This is a genomic window from Bacillus sp. XF8 (assembly GCF_017498755.1).
GTDB lineage: Bacteria > Bacillota > Bacilli > Bacillales > Bacillaceae_G > Bacillus_A > Bacillus_A bingmayongensis.
This window is the reverse complement of record NZ_JAGDQK010000010.1, coordinates 146824-173760: the sequence shown is the minus strand read 5'-3', so window position 1 is coordinate 173760 and position 26937 is coordinate 146824. Positions and strand designations below refer to the sequence as shown.

Here is a 26937-nt window from a genome sequence, read left to right as displayed (position 1 = left end):
ATGGTGAACATCACATTTAATCGGGCCGGGATATATTTTGGGATAGCCGTATTGATTTGTTTAAGTGTATTCCCTTTCGTAAATGATTCACGGAGCTTACTCATTTTGTTCACACAAATTTTCATCTTTGCAATATTTGCAATGAGTTTTGATATTCTTCTTGGATATACAGGAATTGTTTCATTCGGTCATTGTATGTTTTTTGGAATAGGTGCTTATTGTGTTGCACTCTTATTAGATCGACAGGAAGTTTCTATAGCAAGTTTTTTAATCGGTATCGGGGTAGCGGTTGTACTATCAGCGATAATCAGTTATATAATTGGTTTGCTCTCTTTGCGATTAAAAAGCCATTTTTATGCGATGCTAACACTGGCTATTTCCCAGCTATTCTTTGTACTTGCTGAAAAATGGCGAGCTGTCACGCATGGAGGAGATGGTTTTACATTTGGTGTACCTGATATGTTTCGTGATCGTTTCGCATTTTATTACATTACACTCCTCTGTCTAGTTGTAATCTTTCTATTACTTCGTCTATTTACACAATCCTCTATCGGAAAAGTTTTGAAAGCAATTTCGCAAAATGAGCAACGTGTAGAAGCACTTGGATTTAAAATTCTTCATTATAAAATTATTGCGAGTGTAGTTGCTGGAATAGTAGCAGCGCTTAGCGGTGGTTTATTTGTTATCACATTGCGTTTTGTAAATACAACTGTTTTTTCAATTGAAATGACTTTAAACGCTTTATTAATGACAATGATTGGGGGAGTTGGCACATTAGTTGGAGCAATAGCAGGCGCAGGAATTATTGAATCTCTAAAGTATTATTTATCAGAACTTGCGACGCAGTATCCAATCTTTGAACGGTGGACGATCTTCCTAGGTTTATTATATATTATTGTATTATTAGGATTCCCAACAGGGTTGGCTGGAACGGTTAAAAAAATAAGAAATATAACAAAAAAGAAGAGGAAAGAGAAAAGTAAGGAAGTTGAACATAGTGCATGAAACCCTGCCTAAAGATCTAAAGGGAAATGTGGAAGGTAAGTGAGATGAAATCTCTATCAGCGGAGCGGTAGTCCGCTGATAGAGATTTTTGGCTTGCAATTTTATCAGTTGAGTAGTAAAGTGATAAAAAGATCAGTGATGAGGAGGTATTCGAAATGCGTGAAAATACAATAGGATCGTTAATTTGGTTGCGCTTAATTCGTTTTACAAACCAAAGTAATCAGTTGTCAAATGACTTTTTAAAACGCTTTGATTTAACAACTGCTCAATTTGATGTACTCATGCAAATTCGAATTTATCAGCCACTCACGCAAATGGAGTTAGCTGAAAAAGTTACGGTTACACAAGGCGGTATTTCGCGTATGCTCGCACGTCTTGAAAAAGAAGGATATATTGTACGTAAGCAGGACTGGAAAACGAAAATGATTAGTCTTACGGAGAAAGCGGAATCTATTTTAGAACAAGCATTACCGGAGCAACTTGCATTTCAATCATCATTTTTTGATGATGTATTAAACGAAGAAGAACAAGAAACACTATATAAGCTAATAACACGTGTCCATAAGCATAGTCAGAAAAAAGAATTACCACCAGAGTAATTTTTTTTGCACTATCACTTGATTAGTCAAATGAAAAAGGGAGGAACAAAAATGTATACAATTCCTGGACATCATCATATTTCAATGATTACGAAAAATGCTCAAATGAATAATCAATTCTATCAAAAGGTATTAGGGTTACGCCGGGTGAAAAAGACTGTTAATCAAGATAATCCTTCTATGTATCACTTGTTTTATGGAGATTTAACAGGGAGTGCAGGAACAGAGCTTTCATTTTTTGAAATGTCTATGGCAGGAAGAACGACTCGTGGTACAAATGCAATCACACAAATTGGTTTACTTGTTCCATCATTTGAAAGTCTTGTATTTTGGAAAAAACGTTTTGAACGATTGGATGTAAAGTATAGCGAAATTACAACATATGCTGGGCGAGATGCTTTACATTTTGAAGATCCAGATGGATTACAATTGGTACTGTTAAATAATAAAGGCGAAGAGATACCAGAATATTGGTCTGCGTGGGATGATTCTGTTGTAAATCAAAAGCATCGTATTTTAGGAATGGGAACTGTTGAAATCACAGTACGTGACTTGGATGACTTAGGAAAAACCTTAAAGGAAATGTTTGGTTATGTAGAAGTATCTCGTTCCGATGAGGAAGCAATTTATCAGGCTGTTCGTGGACAGTCATTTGGAGAAATTGTTGTGAAACAGAAAGAGGGACCGAAGGAAAAGCCTGGGAGAGGAAGTATTCATCATTTAGCAATCCGAGTAAAAAACGAAGAAGAACTGCGGTATTGGGACAATGTTGTTAAAGAAAATGGATTTCATTCAACAGGGATTGTAGATCGTTTTTACTTCCAAAGTTTATATTTTCGGGAATCAAATGGTATTTTATTTGAAATTGCGACAGATGGTCCTGGATTTACTATAGATTCAAAGGTTGAAGAGCTTGGTAAAGCGCTAGATTTACCACCATTTTTAGAAGATCGACGTGTAGAAATTGAAGAAAAGTTAACACCAATTGAGTAAAAAGGAGAGAGAAATGATGCAACAATATCGTATAGATACAAGTAAAGGGATTGAGTTTGGTTTATATTCGATTGGGGATCACATACCAAATCCGCATACAGGCTCAAAGATTAGTGCAGAGCAGCGCATTCGAGAATTAATTGAGGCAAGTAAGTTAGCTGATGAAGCAGGACTTGATGTCTTTGCTATTGGGGAAAGCCATCAAACGTACTTTACAACTCAGGCCCATACGGTTATTTTAGGAGCAATTGCACAGGCAACAAAAAATATTAAAATTGCTAGTTCGGCAACGGTGTTAAGTACATCGGATCCCGTTCGTGTGTATGAAGATTTTGCCACAATTGATTTAATTTCAAATGGCAGAGCTGAAATTGTTGCTGGACGTGGTTCACGTATAGGAGGATATAGCTTACTTGGTTACGATGTAAATAATTATGAGGAATTATTTGAAGAGAAAATGGAGCTTTTATTAAAAATAAATAACGAAGAAAGTGTAACCTGGAAAGGTCAGTTCAGAGCACCGCTTGAACACGCGACTATTATACCAAGACCTAAAGAGAATAAGATACCAGTTTGGCGTGCTGTTGGTGGACCACCTGCGAGTGCAATTAAAGCAGGACATGCTGGTGTATCGATGATGTTAACGACACTAGGTGGACCGGCTATTAATTTTAAAGTTTCAGTAGTTGCTTATCGTGAAGCAGCAGAGCAAAGTGGATTTGATCCAGCAACTTTACCAATTGCGACAACAAGTTTATTTTATACAGCGGAAAATTCACAGGATGCACTTAGTGAATACTATCCTCATATTAATGTTGGTATGCTTGCATTACGTGGTGGAGGTTATCCGAAGCAACAATTTACAGGGGCGATAGATTATCGAGATGCGTTAATGATTGGTAGTCCACAGCAAATTATTGAGAAAATGCTCTACCAATATGAATTATATGGGCAACAACGATTTAAGGCACAAATTGATTTTGGTGGTGTGCCATTTGGTAAGATTGTAAAAAATATTGAATTGATTGCGACTGAAATTATGCCAGCTATTAAAAAGTACACAGCAAAATAAGTCAAAAGAAACACCGGGAATGTAATCCATTCTCGGTGTTTTTATTACTTTAATTGAGAAGTTTTCCTTAAACGAAGTGAAGGTAGAAGTAGTTCGATAAATTTGTACACTTTTGGAAAATGACCAAAATGTGAATTTTTATATAAAAAAGGAGAGGGATTTTTCTATTTGTGAATAGTAATATTCTTGATTTGAATTTTGAAAATACATTTTTCTCTTGACAAAATGTAAGAGGGTTTCTGGATGGGATTCAGGGACATTTTTTGGAGGGGAAGTCAAGTGTGCAAAGTGATTTTCTGGTCTTTAATCGTTTGAAAAATAGATTGTATGTTTAAAAAACAGTTTTTTGTAATATGAAATTTCTATTTCAAAAAAATTACAAAAGACATATTTCAGACAAAATCCTGTCAAGAATAAGTCAAAATTCATCTGAATTTATTATGTAAGTATATTATACAATTCGATTAACGAACAAAACACTGTGGAAATAGTGAAAAAGGTAAATCTCATGAAAAAATGTTTGTCTTTAATGGATGAAAAGACTGAAAATTTATATTTTCGAATAATACATAAGTGGTTTCATCTTTTCGTATTTCCAAATGATTGGGCTGCAATGACTATCAGTTTAATCATTACGACTCAATCTATTTTAAAATATAAAAAATCTAAGAAGGAAGTGACTTTAGTATGGATACGCTCGAATTGGCACGAATACAATTTGCATCCACGACGATTTTTCATTATTTTTTCGTTCCGTTGTCTATTGGTTTAGCTTTTATCATTGCGTTAATGCAAACGTTGTATGTGGTAAAGGGACAAGAAATTTATAAGAAGATGACGAAGTTTTGGGCGCAGTTATTCCTTGTTAACTTTGCAGTAGGTGTTGTAACAGGTATTTTACAAGAATTTCAGTTTGGTATGAACTGGTCAACTTATTCACGTTTTGTTGGTGATGTTTTTGGACCATCACTTGCAATTGAAGGGCTATTAGCCTTTTTTATGGAGTCTACATTCCTTGGGTTATGGGTATTCGGTTGGGATAAACTCCCGAAACGAATTCACCTTCTATGTATTTGGCTTTTATCACTTGGAACAATGTTATCGGCATTTTGGATTTTAACTGCAAGTGCGTTTATGCATGCACCAGTAGGGTATGAAATGGTGGATGAGCGGGCACAAATGAATGATTTTTGGGCGATTATCCAAAACCCACAATTATGGGTACAGTTTCCACATACGATTACGGCAGCGCTGGCAACAGGTGCATTCTTTATTGCTGGTGTTAGTGCATGGAAAATTTCGAAAAGACAAGAAACCGAAATGTTTAAAAAATCTTTCCGAATCTCCATTATTGTTGGAACAATTGCAACAGCGTTTGTATTGTTCTTTGGGCATGCGCAGGCACAGCATTTAATTAAATCACAACCAATGAAGATGGCAGCAGCTGAAGCGTTATGGAATACAAGTGAAGATCCAGCACCATTTACAGTTTTAGCAAACATTAATCCGGAAACAAAATCAAACTCGTTTGAAATTCAAATTCCATATATGTTAAGTCTATTGTCCTACGACAAATTTAGCGGTCAAGTAGAAGGGATGAACCAACTTCAAAAGCAATATGAAGAAAAATATGGACCTGGAGATTATATCCCACCAGTTCGTACAATGTTTTGGAGCTTTAGAGCAATGGTAATGAGCGGGACATTTATGTTACTTCTAGGAGCTTATGGATGGTTTTTATCAAGAAAAGATCGCTTAACTGAAAAGCCTTGGTATTTAAAGATGATAGTTTATGCGATTGTACTGCCGTTTATAGGGAATACAGTAGGCTGGATTATGACGGAAATGGGTCGTCAACCTTGGGTTGTCTTTGGCGTTATGAAAACAGAAGATGCTGTATCACCAAATGTTACATTTGGAGAAGTATTATTCTCGCTTATTTCATTCACATCACTGTATTTAATTTTAGGAGGAATTTGTGTTTACTTATTCGTTCGTATAATTAAAGGGCATGCGAATAAGAAGGCTAAAAAGGATTATCAAAGCCATGATCCGTTTGATAAGGAGGAAGGGTATGTTGTCTCTTAATGAGTTGTGGTTTTTAATTATCTCAACCTTATTTATTGGCTTCTTTGTACTTGAAGGTTTCGATTTCGGAGTAGGGACAGTTTCAAGATTTTTAGGGGAAAATGATTTGGAAAAACGAATATATTTAAATACAATTGGACCGTTTTGGCACGCGAATGAAGTATGGCTTGTTTGTGCTGGTGGCACTATGTTTGCAGCATTTCCACATTGGTATGCCACACTATTTAGTGGTTTCTATATTCCTTTTGTATTTATACTTCTCGCTTTAATTATAAGAGGAGTCGCTTTTAAATTCCGAGGTAAAATAGAAAGTCATAAATGGAAAGGTATATGGGATTGGGGGATATTAATTGGAAGTGTATTACCACCTCTACTTTGGGGGATTACAATTTCAAATTTTATGGTTGGTGTACCAATTGATGAAAATAAAAATGTTGTAGGCGGATTCATGCAATTACTTCATCCATTTGCCTTACTTGGCGGAGTAATGTTCCTTCTTTTATGTATTGTTCATGGATTGCAATTTATTACTTTACGTACAACAGGTAAATTACGGGAACGTGCACGTATTGTTGCGATAAAAATTGCTCCTGTTACATTAATAACACTTCTTATTTTTGCAGGTGTAGGGTTATGGAAAACTGATATTTTTACTGTCCATGGAACAGAGTGGATTATGGTTCCAATTGGAGCCTTTGTAGCGTTATTTGCCTCTACATTATTAAATAAAAGAAGAAGAGATGGTTGGGCTTTCTTTATGACAAGTTTAACAATCATTTTACTTAGTGCAAGTGTGTTTATCGGTATGTTCCCACGTGTCATGATTAGCACATTAGGAGCAGCGAATGATTTAACAATTTATAATGCGGCATCAGGGGCTTATGCATTAAAACTCATGAGTTATTTTTCTATTACTATTTTACCGTTTGTTATAGGAAGTCAAATATGGAGTTTTTATGTATTTAAACAACCTGTTAAGTCAAACAACGATTTGGAGTACTAATGAAAAGACAAAGAGGACTCCCATCGTATCCTGGTAGCCGGTTTTTATACTTAGTATTAAGTTTTATGAGTATTTTGGAAGCGTGTAGTATCATTGCACAGGCGATATTTTTATCGCGTTCTATTACATTTTTATTTCAAGGTGCACAAGTACAGGAAGTAGTGAACGAAATTCTATACTTTGGAATTTCATTCGCCGTAAGACAAATACTTGTTCATATGTCACAGTTTTTCGTAGAATGCTTTGCAGAAAAAACAGGATTAGCATTACGTAAACAATTAATAGAAGCATATTTCAAATTAGGACCAAAGTTTGTACAAATAAGCGGAACTGGTCATCTGGTGACCTTATCGGTTGAAGGGGTTGAAAAGTTAAAAACATACATTGAGTTAACAATCCCTAAAATGATTCGAAGTTGCATCGTCCCGGTACTTCTTGTCATATATGTCTTTATACTTGATGTTACTTCAGCTGTAACTTTAGTTGTAACAATACCAATTGTTATTGTTTTTATGATTCTTTTAGGCTTAGCGGCACAGAAAATGGCTGATAAGCAATATGACACATATCGTGTATTATCGAATCACTTTGTAGATACGCTAAAAGGATTAGAAACATTGAAATATTTAGGGAAGAGCAAAGAGCATGAAGGTAAAATTGAAAAGGTCAGTAAAAGATATCGAAAAGCAACGATTCGCACATTGCGAGTTGCTTTTCTTTCTTCTTTTGCACTGGATTTCTTTACGAGTTTATCAATTGCTTTTGTTGCAGTAGGTCTTGGAATTCGCTTAATAGATGGATCTATCATTTTATTACCTGCTCTGACTATTTTAATTTTAGCTCCAGAATACTTTTTGCCAATTCGCCAAGTCGGGGCAAATTATCATGCGACGTTAGATGGACAAATTGCAATGGAGCAAATTGAAGAGATTTTACAAAAACATAAAAATATATCAGCTCAGTCAATTGATGAAAAGATTAGATGGGATTCCTTTAGTAGTATGGAATTAAACCATATATCAGTTTGCAATGATGAACCTGCAAAAGCAATGTTACAAGATGTGCACTTTTCGTGGAAAGGTAATGGCGCAATTGGGATAATTGGTGAAAGTGGGGCCGGAAAATCAACATTTATAGATGTGTTAGCAGGTTTCCTTGAGCCTACGCATGGAAGCATAATGATAAATGGCATAAAAATAAACTCATTAACGCGTGAAAATTGGTTACAAAACATTGCTTATATTCCGCAACAGCCATATGTTTTTCCAATTTCATTAAAAGATAACATTCGTTTTTATGAACCAGATGCAACCGATGAAGACGTAGAGAAAGTTATAGATGAAGTAGACCTTCGTTCGCTTGTTCAATCCTTACCAAGTGGAATGCACGAAAGAATTGGAGAAGGGGGCCGTATGCTGAGTGGAGGACAGGAACAACGAATTGCAATGGCACGTGCTCTTTTAAGTAAAAAGCCTATTATTTTATTAGATGAACCGACGGCTCATCTTGATATTGAAACAGAGTTTGAGATAAAACAAGCGATGCTTCGTTTATTCAAAGGAAAGCTTGTTTTCCTTGCAACGCATCGTCTGCATTGGATGAAACAAATGGATCATATTCTTGTTTTAGAAAAAGGTAGAATGATAAAAAAAGGAACGTATGAAGAGCTATTTATACTGAAAGGAGAGAAGGAAAATGAATAACTGGATTGGGCCTTATATAAAGCAAAATAAAGGTAGAATGCTTCTAACTGTTGTCCTTGGAATTTTTGGAGTGAGTTCAGGTGCGATGCTTCTATTCATTTCAGGTTATTTAATTTCTAAATCTTCTCTTCGACCAGAAAATATAATGGCTGTATATGTCCCGATTGTTGCAACACGAGCATTTAGCATAGGTCAAGCTGTTTTTCATTATATGGAGCGACTAGTTGGCCATGATGTAGTCCTTCGTATATTAGAAAAGATGCGTACAAAGTTATATAGAATTGTAGAACCGCAGGCTTTGTTTTTACGTTCTCGTTTTCAAACAGGAGATGTATTAGGCGTATTATCTGAGGACATTGAACATCTGCAAAATTTATACTTGCGTACAATCTTTCCTAGTATATTGGGATTAGCGGTATATAGTATATTTGTTGCAGTTCTTGGAACGTTTGATTGGATATTTGCAATTACGGCGGGGAGTATGTTAGCTGTTATTATTTTTTTCGTTCCAATGTTATCGTTATTTTTGATGAGAAAGCACCATACTACATTGAAGCAGGGCAAAAATCACTTATACCAGCAACTAACGGATGCTGTATTTGGATTATCTGATTGGCAAGCAAGTGGACGAACAGCTGAATTTATAAAGGAATATTCAGAGCATAATATTTCGTTGCTAAAAATCGAGAAGAAGATGAAACGTTGGCAACATATTCGAGATGGGATCATCCACTTAACAATAGGAATCGTTGTAATTTCTATGATTATGTGGGCTGGAAAACAGGCAGAAAGTGAACAAATAGCCCCAACGATTATTGCAGCGTTTGTTTTAATGACATTATCAGTGACAAATGCACTTATACCTGTCTCAGATGCAGTTGATCGAATTCCATCGTATATAGATTCTATAAGTCGACTTAATCGTATTGAAAGTGCTGTCGTTTCTTCTAGCGAATATCAGGACAACTTTGTATATGAAGAGAAAAACTTTAGTGTACCAAAGAAAGTGGAAATTCAATTAGAAAATGTTTCGTATAATTATCCAGAAAGTAACGAATTCGTATTGAAAAATATATCACTTAAAATTCCAGCAGGAAAAAAGATAGCTATCTTAGGAAAAAGTGGGACAGGAAAATCTACTTTATTAAAATTATTAACAGGAGCATTACAACTAATAGATGGTCAGATATTGGTTGATAGGAAAAAAGCACATACTGATTTTTTATCTAAGTATATTTCTGTATTAAATCAAAAACCACATTTGTTTGATACAACGATTGGGAATAACGTACGTATCGGGAGATCAGAAGCAGCCGATCAAGAGATTTGGCATGCTTTAGAACAAGCACAAATCGCATCACACATTTCGTCTCTTCCAGATGGACTTCAGACAAAAATGCATGAAATGGGGAAGAGATTTTCTGGGGGAGAGCGACAAAGAATCGCATTTGCAAGAACTCTTATGCAAGAAGCACCAATTATTGTACTGGATGAACCGACTATGGGTTTGGATCCTAAAACAGAATCAGCTTTATTAGAAACGATGTTTACAGCAACAAAAGATAAAACTGTAATTTGGGTAACACATCATCTTATAGGGATTGAGCATGTGGATGAAATAATTTTCCTTGAAGATGGTCACATCACGATGCAAGGTAGTCACGAGCAACTTCTTGTAGAAAATGAGAAATATCGTAGACTTTATGAGATGGATCAAGGGATGTGAAATCATATGTAATAAAAGTACAAATTCTTGTTAAATCAAGGTTTGTGCTTTTTATTTTGGAGATTTTTAAATGAGTATAAGTATGAAGAATGTAAGCTTTATCCCGCTATTCGAGGGCAGTAAGACCACCATCTCAAAATTCAGTAAAAGTAAAGAAGTTAGGTGGGAGATAAATTTCCTGTAAAAGCTCGATTCGTGAGGGCTGATTAAAGTTTCACTTTATCGAATGTAAGTACTTTTAATTGGGTTTAGAACCCAGCAGGTAAAGGCAATACTGAGCCATATTAGGGATGTATGTGAAAGGATGATTGTATGTTTGAGGAAGATGGCATAGTTTTACTTATGGAACCTGTAGACGAAAGGAATCTTAGGAAATTTCTTTTGACTATACCTCAGTCAGTTTATAAGAAAAAAGAAATTTCTTTAAAATATGGAGCGGCTATAGGAGAAGGATACACAAATATTATTGAGGAAATTATCGGTGTACATATAGAATCAGAACTTGTAACAGTTATAGGATATGTAGGAAAGTAAACGGGATGATAAAGGAATTGACATACTTAAGTGAGTCTTAAGTATGTCTTTTTTTCTAAAGATGTATTCATATGTTCATATAAGGAAAGACGGGGAAGAACATGCATAAAAATGGCAGGAATGTATAATTTACTTGTAGGTGATACATATGTGGGAAAATATAAAGAATACTTTACTGAATATAAATACGCTTTTGACGATGCTTATTTTGTTGATGGTTCCAATTTATCCCGCTATTCTAGGGCAGTAATACCTCCACCTCAAAATTCGGCGAAAGCATAGAAGGTAGGTGGGAGATAAACTGCCCGTAAAAGCCCGATTGGTGAGGGCTAATAATCAGTGGGGGATGGAGAAAACCCCACTGATTAAAGTTTCACTTTATATTTCAAAATGTACTACATGGCTGCACAGTTTTAGTATGAAGAGATATTGGGGGAATCGAAAAGAGTATCCTTTTTAACCATGAAAACTTCTGATGTTCTTCAAAACTGATTATGAAAAGGAAATTGAAAAGTTTTGCTAGAATATATAAGTTGAGGAAAGGGAAATGAAAACTAAATAGCTAGTATTTTTGGATGATAGTATAACGAAAGGGATAAGTGTTTATAAATATGTAGAAGAAACAATAGGTTAATATTTATTTAGGAGGTAAACAATGAAATTGAAAAAGACGATGTTACTTGTGTTTTTAATTACAATTGGTTTAATGGGGTGTTCTGTAGTTGAAGAAGGTAAGAATTCAATTGATTATGCCCAAAAGGCAACAGACTATGTTAATGAAGTAAGTGCGTTTGCAAATGAGGCACCAGGGTTAGCAGAAAAGGCAATTAATGATAGTGCTGCTCGAAAAGAATTAGAGACTAAACTCAAAGAAATTCAAAAGGATATTCCAGCTTTTAATGAATTGACACCTCCGGATGTAGCAAAGGATATTCATCAGCAAATTGTTGAATATAATGAAAAGCTAAATGTATTAATTGATACAACTATGAAAAAGATAGAAGAAGGGAAAATGGATGTAGAACAATTTAAAAACTCAGAGCTTATGCAGACAGTTCAACAATTTCAGGATTTAAAAGATAAGGTTCAAAATTTAGGGCAGTAGGGATTGGAGATTGTATGAAAAAAGTCCGTTATTTATAACGGACTTTTTTACGCGAGGATATTATAATAGGGCGTGTACTTGTTATTGGATAGAAAAAACGACGATCCCAATGATAATAATAATGTTACCAATGACTTTTCTTTTTGTTATTTTCTCTCCCAAGAAATACTAACTGAACACTAAAATAATGACATAGCTAAGAGATTCTAATACAGGAGCCTGTTTTAATGGAACACCTTTTAGTGCAATAACGTTTAGCCCAGCGTTAATTACAAATAAAGAATAGCCAATAATAACATAATGATTTACATATTCTTTTATTTTGGAATCATATTCTTGTAAAGTTGCTGTTTTGAGTAAAATTTGTGAGTAATTCGCTAAAATAATGCCGAAAATATATAACAATATATAATTATTCATCTTTCGTCACCACCACAATTCCAATCATAATAATAGCTGCACCGAGTAAATTGTTCCACTTTATCGCCGAAAAAGAGGACAGACCATAGCATGGACCATAGTATAATAATACCCCGGTGCGAATATGCCTTGGAGGAATGTGGTTTGAAATGTTTTTGGTTTTATCGTGTGTATACTTTGTCTATCTCTTCACATTCCAAGCTATATAACACCATGAGTGATGTTGTAAAACAATATAAGGAAACGAGTGGCTTTTTAGTATCGAAGCCACTCGTTTCTCTATATTCATTATGTAATTTCTATTTCATTATTAAAATTATTCTAGGAAATTTTTAAGTTAGGATTAAACATTTAAAAATTTATATAATTTGATATTTTTTGTAGTGTATCATATTTTTAACACATAATCTTGAAAGAATAGTTATCGTAGATTCTTTCCTGTTTAACCTTGACGATTTAAAGGCATTGTTGTTATGGTTAAATTTGAAATTATAAATAGGTAGAGTAAAAGGAGATTTAGTGATGAAAAGGTTAGGGTGGGGAAGCATAACAATACTCTGTGCTATTATTTTGGGTACATGTTGGTTCTTTTTCCAGGGGAGTATTCTAGAAAAGAATGGTACAAATGTTTCCAAAGCAAAAGAAAAAATAGCGATAGATGGTTCGCTTTTACAAGTAGCAGAGCTTCCAAAGACAGGGTTATCCGAAAAAGAAATCCCGCAAAAATATGTACCAGTAGTTGAAGCGAAAGCAGCAATGATCATTGATGCGAGTGATGGACAAGTTATGTATAAAAACCATGAAGAAGATGTGCTTGCCCCAGCGAGTATGTCAAAGATGATGACAGCATATATTCTTTTAGAAAATATACATAAAGGAAAGGTCCATTGGGAAGATCAAGTGAAAATAAGCGCTAAATCAGCACAAGCGGAAGGCGCTAGAATTCCGGTACAAATGGGAGATTTAATAACGGTTAAAGACTTATACCATGCGTTAATGATTCAATCTGCCAATAATTCTGCAGTTGCTTTAGCAGAGCATATGGCAAAGACAGAGCAAGATTTTGCCCAACTTATGAATCAAACAGCGAAACAACTGGAGTTATCAGAAGCAACTAAGTTTGCGAATGCTTCTGGCTTGCAAGAAGCTGATGGAAGTGAAACAAAGATGACTGTAGCTGATGTAGCGAAATTAGCGTACCACCTTGTAAAAGATTACCCAGAGATATTAGATGTCACACATTTACGTCAAAGTCAGTTAGCATTTCAAAGTGCGACTGTTACGAGTACAAATGAAATGTTGAATCCCGCCAACCAAGGATTATACATAGAAGGAATGGATGGATTGAAAACAGGTTTCACTGATAGTGCAGGTTATTGTTTTACAGGGACTGCAAAACAAGGTGACAAACGACTCGTAACAGTTGTTATGGGTACGAAGAGCAAAATGAAACGTTTTACAGAAACGCATAAACTAATGTCCTATGGTTTCGAGATTGTTAATTAGGTGAAGGGTCTATAGTGAAGGAAGACAGCTTGTTTGAAACTCGAATTGAGTGGAAAATAGGCTGTTTTTTAATTTTTAGGGAATATAAAAAGTATTAAAAACAAAAACTAAAAAAGTATGAGTGCTATTGTTTGAAATTGCTTTTCTTTGTAAATATAATAAAGTTATAAACTTATTATTAATAAGTCCGAGGCGGGATATACGATAATACATATCAGTAAGCCTCAAAATGAAAATTGGAGGGAATTAGTATGGCAAAAGATTTTTATTCAGCAATTGAAGACAGAAGATCAATTTATGCAATTAGTAAAGAGCAAGTTGTTTCTGATGAGAAAATTCAAGAAGTAGTGAATCATGCCGTAAAGTATACACCTTCATCTTTTAACTCCCAAAGTGCAAGAGTTGTTGTTTTATTAGGAGAACAACATGATAAGCTATGGGATATTACGAAAGAAACATTACGAAAAATTGTGCCAGAAAATAATTTTGCACCAACTGAAGAAAAAATGAATGCATTTAAAAGTGGATATGGAACAGTCTTATACTTTGAAGACAGTAAAGTGGTAGAAGATCTTCAAGAAAAATTTGCATTATATAAAGACAATTTCCCAACTTGGTCTCAGCAATCATCAGGAATGTTACAATTTGTGATTTGGACAGCATTAGAAATTGAAGGGTTTGGCGCAACATTGCAGCATTATAATCCATTAATTGATGACGAAGTGAAAAAAGAATGGGATGTTCCAGACACTTGGAAATTAATCGCTCAAATGCCATTTGGTAAACCAGTAGCACCAGCAGGAGAAAAAGAATTTCAGCCGTTAGAAACTCGTGTTAAATTTCATAAATAAAAAAACAAAAAAGGATTACCGATATTGGTAATCCTTTTTTGTTGTGTACAAATAATGTTTATAATTTGTAAAGGTCATTTTGTTTTACATGATCTATTTGTTTATTAATCGTATTTTTTAAAGCGATCTTTTTTCTTTCGATAACTGGAACTTTTTTGAATGTTAATAAAGATAGCAGGCATATACATGCGTAGTAAATTTCAATATGGTGTTTGGAACTATTATCAATAATGTGCTCCATAGATAAAAATAAACCTCCTAGTATGTCGATATACAGTAGTTATTTTATCATTTTCAGGTTGTATATTCCATTTTTGATTAGAAGATTCCTAAATAATCTCCAATATTTTTTCCAATGAGAAGTAGCGTTACAAAAATAAATAATACTCGCACATAAGAGACGCCCTTTTTTATAGCAAAATTTGATCCAACAAAAGCTCCAAAAATCATCGCAATTCCCATGGGAAGTCCATATGCGAAATTAACAATATCTAAATAAAGAAAAATGATAAGTGCAGCAATGTTACTACTAAAATTTAAAACCTTTGCATTGCCTGCTGATTGCACAAAATCAAACCCAATTATTAAAAATGTAAATAACAAAAATGATCCTGTTCCCGCTCCGAAAAAGCCATCATAAAATCCAATAATGAAAATAACAACAGAAAAAATAATTCCCTTTTTTACAGTCATCCCGCTATATACTGCATCTTTTCCCCAATCTTTTTTCATAATTGTGTAAATGGCAACAGCGATTAATAACACGAGTACTAACGGCTTTAATATTTCAGATGAAATATGTTTGACTACAAATGCGCCAAGTATAGATCCGATAAAAGTTAAAGGAAATAACTTAGAGACCAATTTGAAATTTACATTTCCTGATCGAATAAATGAAATGGTACTCATAAGTGCTCCCATAGAACTTGCCAGTTTGTTAGTTGCAATAGCTGTTGAGGGTGGAAGTCCGGTGAATAACAAAGCCGGTATAGAAATTAATCCACCGCCACCTACTACAGAATCAATAAATGCAGCTAAAAAACCTGCAACAATTAAAAACAGCATTATATAGAGATTGATGTCTTCCATATGTATTTCCCCCATCTAAAGTAAAAGTAGTCACTACTAAAATAGTACCTATTCATCTGCTATATGTAAATGAAAATTTTAATAATTTAGTTGTAATGTTTACTACATCTATTTTTATGGTTACTATTAGAGTAATGACTACTGATAATATTGCAGAGGGAATTAAACATATGGGAGGTTTACAATGGACGATTTACTACAAAAAATTCAAATGCTTGGCTTAAATCAATATGAAACAAAGGCATATGTTTCATTAGTTCAACAGGGAGCTTCTAGCGCTTATCAAGTTAGCAAAAATTCTGGAGTCCCCCGTGCACGTATATATGAAATATTGAATGCTCTTGAACAAAAAGGCATTGTAATGAAGGAAGAAGTAAATGAAGCAGTGCAATATTCCCCTTTACCTGTAGATGTATTTTTAGAGGCAGTAAGAGAGAAGTGGGAAGAAACATACACGTATGTAGAAAAAGAATTAAAAGTATTTGAAAAAAAAGAACCTGAGGTGGATACAAGAGTAACCACTTTGAAAGGGGAAGAAAATATATTAGCTTTTTGCAAAATATTAATTCGAAGAGCACAAAAAAAGGTTATTTTATCGATTTGGGATACGATGTATGAAAAACTACTAGTGGATTTAAAGGAAAAAGAAAAGGAATGCAGTTTGAAAGGTATCGTTTTTCAAGTTGAAAATCCATTACAGGGGTTAGAAAATCACCGAAAAACAAGTTATGTTGATAATATTGGAAGTCATAAATGGTTTATCTTATCAATCGATGGAAAAGAAATGATATATGGCCATTCAATCGAACAAAAAGGAAATGCTTTTTATACAGATGATCCTGTTCATATATATTTATTAGAGAATTATATATGGCATGATATTTTAGTAAATCGTTTAGTGAGGGATAGTGAACAGAATATGGATTCTTGGATTGCCCCTGAACGTGATAAATTCTTTTTCGTATAATTTTAATTTTTTTAGAATATTATATGGTTGCGTATTTGTTAGATTTTTGTCATGATAAGAAGGTGACTCATGAAAAGAACTTTTTTGTATGAAAATAGTTAATACTATTTTGTAAGACCGGTAGAGAAATCAATTGTTTACTTAGGTACTATCTTTTTATTCGTATTATAGGTAAATAAGAGATACTTCTGGAAACTTCAATTCGTTTTGTAATAAAAAAGTAAATGTTTTATTGCGAAAGTGCTCTATATGAAGTTGAAATTCACATGAAGTTCACATGAAATTCACATTAATAATTTAAAATGTATGACGTATGAAAAAGAAAGCCCTTGGTAAAAAATGGAATTTAATGTGGAATTATTTCCAATGTTTTTGGAAAATATTAAGTTTATTTTTTAAGAGGGTAGTAGGGAAAGGGAGTTAATACAACTTATGAAAAAAGTACTAGCAGGTTTAGCAGCAGCATCTGTAGCTGGCGTAGCAGTTCCTGGAATGGATACTGCTCATGCACAAGTTTCAGCTGATGCACTAAAAGAAATCAATGGACAAACTCAAGAACAAACGGTTGAAACAAATGTAACTGAAACAAATGCAGTAGAAACAAATTCTGAACTAAAATATACAGTAACAGCTGATGTATTAAATGTTCGTTCAGGTGCTGGCACAGGACATAACATTATTTCTAAAGTAACAGAAGGTCAAGTGCTACAAGTAACTGGTCAAGAAAATGGCTGGTTTAAAGTAAATGTAAACGGTCAAACAGGCTATGTAAGCGGCGATTTTGTAACAACTGGTGGAAAACAAGAAACTGCTGTTCAACAAGAAACTGCTGTTCAACAAGGAACAGGTACATATACAGTAAATGTTTCTTCACTTAACGTACGTACAGGCCCTAGCGCTTCTCATACAGTTGTAGGTACTGTAAACAAAGGACAAACTGTACAAGTTGTCGGTGAAGTACAAGACTGGTTTAAAATTAACCACGATGGCGGAACTGGCTATGTAAGTAAAGACTTTGTAACAAAAGGCGGCACAACTACAAATGTAAATACAGAAACAGAAAAGCCTAGCAACAATGAAATGACAATCCGAAAAGATGGTTCATATGTTGTTGATACAGGTGCTTTACGTGTACGTACAGGCCCAGCTACATATAATCCTGTAATTGGTGGCGTAGTGAAAGGTCAAACATTACAAGTTATTAGTGGGGAAAACGGTTGGTATAAAATTAACCACCAAGGAAAAACAGGTTATGTAAGTGCAGATCTTGTTAAGTTTGTAAAAGGTGGTACAGCAAATGTAACTACGCCTTCTCGTCCAACTACTGGCGGTGAGCAAGGAAATACACAAACAGAAAAACCGACAACACCATCTGCTAATGGATCATCAATTGTGTCTATTGCACAATCATTAAATGGTTCACCATATACATGGGGAGGTACAACACCTAATGGCTTTGACTGCAGTGGTTTCATTTACTATGTATTAAAAGAAGCAGGTCATTCTGGTGGACGTCAAAATGTTGCTGGCTACTGGAGCAGCAAACAACATACTAGTAATCCACAACCAGGCGATTTAGTATACTTTAGCAATACTACTGGTGCTGGAGGTATGACTCATATGGGAATTTATTTAGGAAATGGTCAGTTCATCAGTGCGGAAACTGAAGATACTGGTGTAAGAGTTCAATCAGTAAATAATCCTTACTGGAGTAAGCATCTAGCTGGTTATACAAAAGCGTAATAAGAGAATCATATAACATTTTCTATGCTGTTATATTGAATAGTAAAAAAGCTTTCTAGGAAACTAGAAAGCTTTTTTTATTTGAAAATGAATACTGTATTGATCGTTTGCTGAAGAGCGCTTACTTTCTCAGTATTAAAAGTAATTATGTTAATGAACCGTGTAGAAATTTTGAATACAGATCATGAAAATGCTTAGGACGGAATAAGTTTGCAGCGTGACCAGCTAATGGTATTTCTTTATATAAAACGTTCGGAAGGATAGATTTTAAATCAAATAGACAAGATTTATAGAGATGATCGTGTTCGCCCATGACCCATAAAATGGGGTGAGAGAGTTCTTTCAATTTAGATTTCAAATCAAATTCTAGACGGTGTCTAAGTGATTCCACAATAATTGATGAGTGTAATTGTAATCCAAAACGATAATAAATATTTTTCGAAATAGCTGCAAAAGGGTTAGCTTTTAGTATGCCACCTGGAAAAATAGTATTCGCATATTGAGAGAGCCAAGTAGAATATTCGTCTCCGCGTTTCTCCCAAAATTTTTGGAATACGTTATATAAAACAGATGGATTATTATAATGACCACCAATATGACAAAGGCTTAATACTTTCTCTGGATATGTGTGAGCAAATATAGTGGCAATGTAACAGCCATAGCTTAGGGCGCAAATATGAGCCTCTTGAATACCTTCTTTTTCATAAAGGTCGGATAATTGCTGTACTAATTGATCTAAAGAAAAATCTATTGCTTGTCCTTTATCTTCACCATGACCTAGTAAATCATACGTTATAATGTTGTAAGAAGGAGAAAATCGTTTATATTCTTTTTTGAAGGCACGACGATTTCCGACTAACCCATGAATGAATATAATGGTCTTCTTTTCAGAATTCTTTTTTGCTTGCACGGTATACCCCTTTCGGTGAATGAAGATGAGTGAAATGCGTATGCTATGAAAATATAAGTTTTTATAGTTATAGGTTAGTATTCTATATTTTTTTTATTTGTAGGCTATAGAATGCTAATTTTATGTTAAGTACCAGGTAATAATATCAGATTATTATATCTGTTGTAAAGATAAGAATTGATGTATTTTATTACCAAATACGTGGATGGATTATTTGACTGTTTACATTCAGTTTACATTCATATCGTATTCTAATTTTAGAAATAGCCGTTTGGTTTGAAATAAGGAGATGAACAGAAATGTCAGTAAAAAATAAAGAGAAAGAAAAAGGGAGTTGGAGGAAATTTTTACGACTCATTCAAGATACAAATCCCCCAAAAGGCATTCTTATATTCGCATTAGTAATGAGCTTGTTTTCAACAGGGGCAAGTTTGTTTATTCCGATGCTTACAAAAGGATTGGTTGATAACTTCTCAATTTCCTCAATCAGTACAATGCAAATTGTTGGTTTAGTTACGTTTTTTGTTATCCAAACAATCGCATCAGGATTATCCATTTATTTACTCAATTATATTGGGCAAAAAATTGTAGCTGGAATTAGAGAACGACTATGGAAAAAGGTTTTGATCTTACCGGTTTCTTACTATGATCAAAACAGGACGGGTGATACGATTAGCCGTATGACAAATGATACAGGTGTTGTAAGAACATTAATTTCAGAGCACCTGTCTAACTTATTAACAGGTGGTATTTCTATTGTCGGATCATTAATTGTATTATTTGTTTTAGATTGGAAAATGACAGTTCTATTGTTAACAGTTATTCCGTTATCTGTTTTGATTTTAGTGCCACTTGGAAGAATGATGTATAAAATTTCTAAAACACTACAAGATGAGACGGCTTCTTTTACAAGTGTGTTAAACCAAGTATTATCAGAAATTCGTTTGGTGAAATCGTCAAATACGGAGTCAAGAGAATATGAAAATGGTAACAAAGGAATTCAAAAGTTATTACAATTTGGGCTAAAAGAAGGAAAAGTGCAAGCTTTAATTACACCAGTTATGTCGTTTGTTCTAATGTCGTTACTTGTTATTATTGTAGGGTATGGTGGAATGCGAGTTTCTAGTGGGGCACTAACAACAGGAGAACTTGTGGCATTTATTCTATATTTAGTGCAAATTGTTATGCCGATGAGTCAGCTTTCAATGTTCTTTACGCAATTCCAAAAGGCAATCGGTGCAACGGAACGTATTAATACAATTTTAGAGTATGAAGTTGAAAATCATATAGATGGTGTTAATGTGACAAATGCAAAGCAATCCATTTTGATTGAAAATGTAGATTTTGAATATAACGAAGAAGAAAAGGTACTACAAAATATTCATTTTACAATTGAATCAGGAAAAGTAACTGCAATTGTAGGACCTAGTGGTAGTGGGAAAACGACATTGTTTTCTTTACTAGAACGTTTTTATGAACCGACGAGTGGTGTTGTAAAGTTAGGAAAAGAGCCTATTTCAACATATTCATTACAATCTTGGCGACGCCAAATTGGATATGTATCACAAGATAGTCCGTTAATTGATGGGACGATCCGAGATAATATTTGCTATGGAGTTGAAGGGAATGTTAGTGACGAGGAAATAGAACGAGTATCCGCGATGGCTTATGTTGATGCATTTATTCATGATTTACCGAAAGGATATGATACGGAAGTCGGAGAACGTGGTGTGAAGCTATCAGGAGGGCAAAGGCAAAGAATTGCGATTGCTCGTGCGTTGCTCCGAGATCCGCAAATCTTAATGTTAGATGAAGCGACTTCAAGTCTTGATAGTAAATCGGAATCTGTAGTTCAAAAAGCGTTAAATAACTTAATGAAAGGCAGAACAACTTTAGTTATTGCACACCGACTTTCTACTGTTGTAGATGCAGACAAAATTATCTTTATTGAAAAAGGAAAACTTACAGGGAGTGGCTCTCACGATGAATTGTTACAATCTCATGATATGTACCGTGAATTTGCAATGCAGCAATTGAAAATTAAAGAGAGGGCGCTATAAAACGATTGCATGTAGTATTAGATTTTGAAGCAGTGGGGACATTTTTTACTTCACTGCTTATTCATTATTATAAATGGCATGATAAAAGAGAAGAGGTGACGATTTGATGGCGAAAATTTTAGTAGTAGATGATGATCCACACATTAGAGAATTAGTTTCTGTGTTCTTGGAACGAGAAGGTTTTCAAACATACGAGGCGATTGATGGGATGGATGCTCTCCGTAAAATAGAAGAAGTGAAAATGGATATGGTTATACTCGATATCATGATGCCAAATATGGATGGCTGGGAACTATGCTATGAATTAAGAAAATATTACGATATCCCTCTTTTAATGCTTACAGCAAAAGGAGAAACTTCGCAAAAGGTGAAAGGGTTCCAGTTAGGGACAGATGATTATCTCGTAAAACCTTTTGATCCATTAGAATTAGTTGTACGAGTAAAAGCGTTACTGAAGCGATATCAAATCACTGTATCACAGTCTATCCAAGTGGGAAATGTATTATTAAATCGTAAAACATTTGAAGTTACAATTGGAGAGCAAACGATAACATTACCTTTAAAAGAATTTGAGCTATTGTTTACTATAGGTTCAAAGGTAGGTAGAACATGCTCAAGGGAGCAATTGATTGAAGCAGTGTGGGGGTATGATTTTGAAGGGAATGAACGGACTTTGGATGTTCATATTAATCGCTTGCGTGAAAAGTTTCAGGAAGAGCAAACAGGTTTTACAATAAAGACAATTCGTGGGCTAGGTTATCGATTAGAGGTAAGGAAATGAGTAGACGAAAGTTTTGGAAGGTAATAGTAAGTGTTGGGGGAGTATTCCTCTCTCTTATTATACTTTGGGCAATTGCCTTTTTTGTATCATCATATGTGCTACGTGTTTTAAGCATAGAAGTGGCACCTTTTGTTAGCTTTCTGATTAGTAATATTTTAAGTTTGTTATTTGCTATTTTAGCTAGTATGACAATTGGACTTTTAATGAGACCAAAGCGAGAAGCAATGGTTTGGTCTATTATTGAGCCGATACAAAAAATTACAAAAGGTGATTTTTCTGTGAAAATAAGGAATGAAGAGCAGTATGATGGAGAAATAGGTGTCCTTGTGAAAAGTATTAATGAAATGGCGGATGAATTGAATGCAATGGAAAGAATGCGACAAGAATTTGTATCTAATGTTTCGCATGAAATTCAATCGCCGCTAACATCGATTAAAGGATTTGCGCGCGCACTCCAAGATGATCACTTACCAGATGAAAAGAAAAAGCATTACCTTACGATCATTGAAACAGAGACAACAAGGCTATCTAAGCTTAGTCATAATTTGCTTAAATTAACGTTGTTAGAATCTGAAGAACATTTGCCAGAGCATATAACATATAGATTAGATCAACAATTAAAACAAATTGTGCTAAATTGTGAACCGCTTTGGAGTGAAAAGGAAATTGAGTTAGAACTATCTTTAGACAAAGTATACGTTACGGCGGATAAAGAAAGTATGAGTCAAGTATGGATAAATTTACTTCATAATAGTATTAAATTTACGCCAAGTGGTGGAGCAATTACGATTCAATTAATGCAAAATGACGAACAAGCTGAGGTTCATATTCGTGATACAGGAATAGGAATATCAGAGGAACAAAAGCAACATATTTTCGAGCGATTTTATAAAGTAGATTCATCACGAAATCGTGCACATGGGGGGAACGGCTTAGGATTGGCGATTGTGAAAAAAGTGATTGACCTTCACCAAGGGAAGATACGGGTAGAGAGTGTGGTTGGAAATGGAACTGAATTTATTGTTTCGATTCCTGGCAGTAAATCTATAAACTAAAAGAACATGACCCGAATCAATATAGATAAGATAACGAAGAGAGAAGCATAGTTTCTCTTCTTCTAAATAGCAATAGTCTTTTAGAATACAGCCAGTATTCAAAACAAGAAATATTCTATGTCTAAGAATGATTAAATATGTGTAATGTTATAGAGACTATATTAAACACATTAGTTACTTACAAGTAACCTACGCACATCAAAGTGCATAATTGCATTTAGGGTGATATACATATAGAATTCATGGTATGAAAAAGTAACTTAGAATGATTGAGGAGTGTTATATTTGGCAGAGTTATTACAAGGGAAAAATGCATTAATTACAGGAGCAGGAAGAGGAATTGGCCGTGCTGTAGCAATTGCTTTAGCAAAAGAAGGCGTAAATGTTGGCCTTTTAGCGCGCTCTGAAGAAAACTTAAAAGCAGTGGCGAAAGAAGTGGAAGCTGAAGGCGTAAAAGCTGTTATTGCTACTGCTGATGTATCTTCATATGAAGAAGTTACTACTGCTATTGAAACATTAAAAAGTGGATTAGGTTCTATCGATATTTTAATTAATAATGCAGGTATTTCTAAGTTCGGTAAGTTCTTAGAATTAGATGTTGCTGATTGGGAAAAAATTATCCAAGTCAACTTAATGGGTGTATATTATGCAACTCGTGCAGCATTGCCAAGCATGATTGAACAACAATCTGGTGACATCATTAACATCTCATCTACAGCTGGACAAAAAGGTGCGCCAGTAACAAGTGCGTACAGTGCTTCTAAATTTGGTGTTCTTGGTTTAACAGAATCATTAGCGATGGAAGTACGCAAACACAACATTCGTGTAACAGCTTTAACACCAAGTACAGTTGCAACAGATATGGCAGTAGAATTAGGATTAACAGATGGTAATCCAGATAGAGTCATGCAAGCAGAAGATATTGCAGAGTTTATCGTAGCGCAGCTGAAATTAAATAAACGTACATTTATTAAATCTGCTGGGCTTTGGTCTACTAATCCGTAAGAAATTGTATATGAATAAAAAAAGATTTGGTTTAAAGCCAAATCTTTTTTTGTTTATTTTTAATTCTGAATTCTATGAACTATAATGGAAGTAAAAGTTATTGAAGGATTATCCCATACAATTCGAAGGGAATGGTATTTACGTGAATCATATTGATAAATGGACAGCTGTTGATGATTATATTACGAATTTACTTGTGCCAACTGATTCTATTCTTGAAGAGGTACTTCAAGTGAATGCGGAAGCTAATTTGCCAGCGCATGACGTTTCAATAGCTAAGGGGGAAGTCGTCAATGCTACAAGTGACGACCCACGTGTACAGGGGATACGTCGTTTCTATGAATGAATTGCTGCTGAACCACGTGTAAGTGGCACAGCAATTCAAACAGTAGGGAGTAAGGGATATGATGGATTTGTAATGGCGCTTGTAACAGAGTGATAAAATTTAAATGGCGTCGATCTACTAGACTAGGAGGAAAAAATGAAGAAAATGTTTGATATGTTATAACATGTATGGAATACAGGTAATTCTTCTCGTGCCCCTCCAAAATGAATATAGTATGGTGCACTAATAAAATTTGGAGGTTATAAAAATATGAGAAGCGAAAAAGAAATGATGGATTTAATATTAAATACAGCGAGAGAAGATAAACGTATTCGTGCAGTTATTATGAATGGTTCTCGTGTGAATCCAAATGTGAAGAAAGACTGTTTTCAAGATTACGATATTATATATGTTGTGAAAGATATAAGGTCATTCACATCTGATCACAGCTGGATAAATAGATTTGGAGAAATAATGATTGTACAAATGCCAGAAGAAAGCACTTTAGTTCCACCAGAAGAGGATGGGAAATTTCCTTATTTGATGCAGTTTATAGACGGGAATCGAATCGATTTGACTTTAGTTCCAGTAGAATTAGTAAATGAACTTCTTGATAGAGATAGCTTAAGTGTACTTCTTCTTGATAAAGATGGTTGTATTGAACCATTTCCACCAGCAAGTGATTCAGATTATCTTATAAAAAGGCCAATTGAAAAAGAATTTGCGGATTGCTGTAATGAGTTTTGGTGGTGTAGTACCAATGTTGCAAAAGGATTGTGGAGAGAAGAGCTACCCTATGTAAAAGGAATGCTTGAAGGTCCTGTGAGAAATATGCTGATGCAAATGCTAGAATGGCATATTGGGATAAAGACAAATTTTACAGTTAGCGCTGGGAAATTTGGAAAGTATTTTGAACAATATCTTGAGAATGACATGTGGAAACGATATGTGGAGACTTTTTCAAATGCAGAGTATGAAACCATTTGGAAGTCTTTCTTTGTAATGGGAGATTTATTTAGAGAAACTGCAATCGGAGTTGCTAGCTATTTTAGTTATGAATATCCACGAAATGATGATGACAGAGTGATAAGGTATTTAAAGCATGTGAAATCTTTACCGAAAGATAGTAAAGCAATTTATTAATTGTATATGATAAAGTCAACACCGTTCAAATAATTGGACGGTGTTACTTCTGTTTCGAAAGTTCTAACAAAATATGAATCAATAGCATATAAAAACTGAAGAGAGTTTTTTATAACAGAGATATAAGGGGAAATTTACAGCTTTAAAGGGGAGATTTATCATAATGTATTATTTCTATCCATCAGAAATATTGCTTCCTTTTCAATGGATTCCAGAGCGTAATATACCTTTGTATAATGCGTATTCCTATATGCCGTATCCTAGTACATTTCATTATCAAAACTATTTAAATATAACTCCTAACTTATCAAATATTAGTTTAGAAAATGAAGTTCAAGGTGGAGAAGAGCTTAGAGGATCTTGGACTCCGTTTTCATGGGTTGAAAAATATGCTTATGCATTTTCAGGTCCGTATAATAAAGCTGAAGTTGCTCTTACATTTGATGACGGACCAGATCTTGTATTTACTCCGCAAATATTAGATAAGTTAAAAAATTATGGTGTAAAAGCTGCTTTTTTCCTTCTTGGCGAAAATGCAGAAAGATATCCTAATGTAGTAAAGCGAATTGCAAATGAAGGCCATACGATTGGGAATCATACGTATAATCACCCAAATTTAGCGAAGGTGAGCGATGAAGAATATCGGAATCAAATCGTAAAAACAGAAGGGATATTGCAGAAGTTGGCAGGATACGCTCCGAAGTTTATCCGTCCACCTTATGGCGAAATACGCGAAAAACAACTGGAATGGGCTACAGGGCAAAACTTTATGATTGTGCAGTGGAGCGTAGATACCGTTGATTGGAAAGGTGTAAGTGCAGAAAAGATTACAAATACTGTATTAGGGAATGCGTTTCCGGGAAGTGTTATATTACAACATTCTACGCCAGGAGGGAACTTGCAAGGATCCGTAGACTCATTAGATCGGATTATTCCTGAACTGAAAGCGAAAGGGGCGCGATTTGTGACGCTCCCTAGCATGTTTCAAACGTCGAAACAGAGAAAGTAAATATATATGAACTCGAATGAGAAAAACGATATGAACTCTGTCTATTTAGACGGAAGAGAGCATCCAAAATATCAATATATTAAATAATTAATAGGGAAAAAATAATAGGGGCATTCATTTATACATCATTTAAATAAGAATGATGTATGTTTTTATTTATGATTATATTAATCATTGATATGTTTGTACTAGTAGAAAAGAAATTAAAGGTACTGGAGAAACAATAAATCGTCTTTATCCCGTAT

Annotated in this window: 24 protein-coding genes and 2 pseudogenes; 22 read left to right on the top strand and 4 right to left on the bottom strand. The window is 34.5% G+C overall.

Going from position 1 to position 26937, the window contains the following annotated elements:
• The 11 genes from J4P91_RS07655 (at position 1) to J4P91_RS07605 (ending at position 11828) form a co-directional block, all read left to right on the top strand.
• A complete protein-coding gene (locus J4P91_RS07655) occupies positions 1–1005 on the top strand; it encodes a branched-chain amino acid ABC transporter permease (RefSeq protein ID WP_051128664.1) in 1005 nt (334 codons plus the stop codon).
• Positions 1006–1160: 155 nt separating this feature from the next.
• Complete coding sequence (locus J4P91_RS07650) at positions 1161–1604, top strand: MarR family winged helix-turn-helix transcriptional regulator (RefSeq protein ID WP_017152192.1); 444 nt, start codon at positions 1161–1163, stop codon at positions 1602–1604.
• 51 nt (positions 1605–1655) lie between these two features.
• Positions 1656–2597 carry a ring-cleaving dioxygenase gene (locus J4P91_RS07645; RefSeq protein ID WP_207993466.1) on the top strand — a complete coding sequence of 314 codons (942 nt, stop codon included), beginning with the start codon at positions 1656–1658 and terminating at the stop codon, positions 2595–2597.
• 16 nt (positions 2598–2613) lie between these two features.
• On the top strand, positions 2614–3669 hold the full coding sequence (locus J4P91_RS07640; RefSeq protein ID WP_207993465.1) for an LLM class flavin-dependent oxidoreductase: 1056 nt from the start codon (positions 2614–2616) through the stop codon (positions 3667–3669).
• Positions 3670–4356: 687 nt separating this feature from the next.
• Complete coding sequence (locus tag J4P91_RS07635; RefSeq protein ID WP_207993464.1) at positions 4357–5757, top strand: cytochrome ubiquinol oxidase subunit I; 1401 nt, start codon at positions 4357–4359, stop codon at positions 5755–5757.
• Positions 5744–6760 carry a cytochrome d ubiquinol oxidase subunit II gene (gene cydB / locus J4P91_RS07630; RefSeq protein ID WP_207993463.1) on the top strand — a complete coding sequence of 339 codons (1017 nt, stop codon included), beginning with the start codon at positions 5744–5746 and terminating at the stop codon, positions 6758–6760. The genes J4P91_RS07635 and cydB overlap by 14 nt, the downstream gene beginning before the upstream one ends.
• Positions 6760–8463, top strand: coding sequence for a thiol reductant ABC exporter subunit CydD (cydD, locus tag J4P91_RS07625; RefSeq protein ID WP_207993462.1), 1704 nt, complete (start codon positions 6760–6762; stop codon positions 8461–8463). The genes cydB and cydD overlap by 1 nt, the downstream gene beginning before the upstream one ends.
• Complete coding sequence (gene cydC / locus J4P91_RS07620; protein ID WP_207993461.1) at positions 8456–10189, top strand: thiol reductant ABC exporter subunit CydC; 1734 nt, start codon at positions 8456–8458, stop codon at positions 10187–10189. Before cydD ends, cydC begins: the two co-directional genes overlap by 8 nt.
• 312 nt (positions 10190–10501) lie before the next feature.
• A complete protein-coding gene (locus J4P91_RS07615; protein WP_017152185.1) occupies positions 10502–10723 on the top strand; it encodes a hypothetical protein in 222 nt (73 codons plus the stop codon).
• Between the two features lie 111 nt (positions 10724–10834).
• Positions 10835–11005, top strand: coding sequence for a hypothetical protein (locus J4P91_RS07610; protein WP_207993523.1), 171 nt, complete (start codon positions 10835–10837; stop codon positions 11003–11005).
• Between the two features lie 373 nt (positions 11006–11378).
• The gene (locus J4P91_RS07605; RefSeq protein WP_207993460.1) at positions 11379–11828 is read left to right on the top strand and encodes a DUF6376 family protein; all 450 of its coding nucleotides are present in this window, start codon (positions 11379–11381) and stop codon (positions 11826–11828) included.
• A gap of 81 nt (positions 11829–11909) precedes the next feature.
• Here the strand turns inward: J4P91_RS07605 and J4P91_RS07600 are convergent.
• Positions 11910–12248: pseudogene (locus J4P91_RS07600) on the bottom strand (EamA family transporter).
• Positions 12249–12770: 522 nt separating this feature from the next.
• Here J4P91_RS07600 and J4P91_RS07595 point away from each other — a divergent pair.
• Together J4P91_RS07595 and J4P91_RS07590 are read left to right on the top strand one after the other, a co-directional pair.
• On the top strand, positions 12771–13754 hold the full coding sequence (locus J4P91_RS07595) for a D-alanyl-D-alanine carboxypeptidase family protein (RefSeq protein ID WP_207993459.1): 984 nt from the start codon (positions 12771–12773) through the stop codon (positions 13752–13754).
• Positions 13755–14005: 251 nt separating this feature from the next.
• Positions 14006–14605: a nitroreductase family protein gene (locus J4P91_RS07590; RefSeq protein WP_207993458.1), complete on the top strand. Its 600-nt coding sequence runs from the start codon at positions 14006–14008 to the stop codon at positions 14603–14605.
• Positions 14606–14663: 58 nt separating this feature from the next.
• On the opposite strand, the gene J4P91_RS07585 is transcribed toward J4P91_RS07590, so the two are convergent.
• Entirely contained in the window at positions 14664–14846 is a 183-nt protein-coding gene (locus J4P91_RS07585; protein ID WP_207993457.1) for a hypothetical protein, read from the bottom strand.
• 77 nt (positions 14847–14923) lie between these two features.
• On the bottom strand, positions 14924–15694 hold the full coding sequence (locus tag J4P91_RS07580; protein WP_207993456.1) for a sulfite exporter TauE/SafE family protein: 771 nt from the start codon (positions 15692–15694) through the stop codon (positions 14924–14926).
• Between the two features lie 184 nt (positions 15695–15878).
• Between J4P91_RS07580 and J4P91_RS07575 the strand changes: the two genes are divergently transcribed.
• Both J4P91_RS07575 and entFM read left to right on the top strand, forming a co-directional pair.
• A complete protein-coding gene (locus tag J4P91_RS07575; protein WP_207993455.1) occupies positions 15879–16661 on the top strand; it encodes a TrmB family transcriptional regulator in 783 nt (260 codons plus the stop codon).
• A gap of 432 nt (positions 16662–17093) precedes the next feature.
• Positions 17094–18404 (top strand): enterotoxin EntFM, encoded by a 1311-nt coding sequence (gene entFM / locus J4P91_RS07570; protein WP_207993454.1) that lies wholly within the window; start codon positions 17094–17096, stop codon positions 18402–18404.
• Between the two features lie 145 nt (positions 18405–18549).
• On the opposite strand, the gene J4P91_RS07565 is transcribed toward entFM, so the two are convergent.
• On the bottom strand, positions 18550–19314 hold the full coding sequence (locus J4P91_RS07565) for an alpha/beta fold hydrolase (RefSeq protein WP_207993453.1): 765 nt from the start codon (positions 19312–19314) through the stop codon (positions 18550–18552).
• A gap of 299 nt (positions 19315–19613) precedes the next feature.
• Between J4P91_RS07565 and J4P91_RS07560 the strand changes: the two genes are divergently transcribed.
• The 7 genes and pseudogenes from J4P91_RS07560 to J4P91_RS07530 all read left to right on the top strand — a co-directional run bounded on the left by J4P91_RS07560 (position 19614) and on the right by J4P91_RS07530 (position 26692).
• The gene (locus tag J4P91_RS07560; RefSeq protein WP_207993452.1) at positions 19614–21374 is read left to right on the top strand and encodes an ABC transporter ATP-binding protein; all 1761 of its coding nucleotides are present in this window, start codon (positions 19614–19616) and stop codon (positions 21372–21374) included.
• Between the two features lie 103 nt (positions 21375–21477).
• Complete coding sequence (gene hitR, locus J4P91_RS07555; RefSeq protein ID WP_207993451.1) at positions 21478–22155, top strand: envelope stress response regulator transcription factor HitR; 678 nt, start codon at positions 21478–21480, stop codon at positions 22153–22155.
• Positions 22152–23210 carry a sensor histidine kinase gene (locus J4P91_RS07550; RefSeq protein ID WP_243763748.1) on the top strand — a complete coding sequence of 353 codons (1059 nt, stop codon included), beginning with the start codon at positions 22152–22154 and terminating at the stop codon, positions 23208–23210. The genes hitR and J4P91_RS07550 overlap by 4 nt, the downstream gene beginning before the upstream one ends.
• 285 nt (positions 23211–23495) lie before the next feature.
• Positions 23496–24215 carry a 3-ketoacyl-ACP reductase gene (locus tag J4P91_RS07545; protein WP_017152170.1) on the top strand — a complete coding sequence of 240 codons (720 nt, stop codon included), beginning with the start codon at positions 23496–23498 and terminating at the stop codon, positions 24213–24215.
• Between the two features lie 142 nt (positions 24216–24357).
• Positions 24358–24654: pseudogene (locus J4P91_RS07540) on the top strand (O-methyltransferase).
• 156 nt (positions 24655–24810) lie between these two features.
• Positions 24811–25683, top strand: a complete 873-nt coding sequence (locus J4P91_RS07535) for an aminoglycoside 6-adenylyltransferase (protein ID WP_207993450.1) — start codon at positions 24811–24813, stop codon at positions 25681–25683.
• A 163-nt stretch (positions 25684–25846) separates the two neighbouring features.
• The gene (locus tag J4P91_RS07530; RefSeq protein ID WP_017152166.1) at positions 25847–26692 is read left to right on the top strand and encodes a peptidoglycan-N-acetylglucosamine deacetylase; all 846 of its coding nucleotides are present in this window, start codon (positions 25847–25849) and stop codon (positions 26690–26692) included.
• Positions 26693–26937 lie beyond the last annotated feature (245 nt).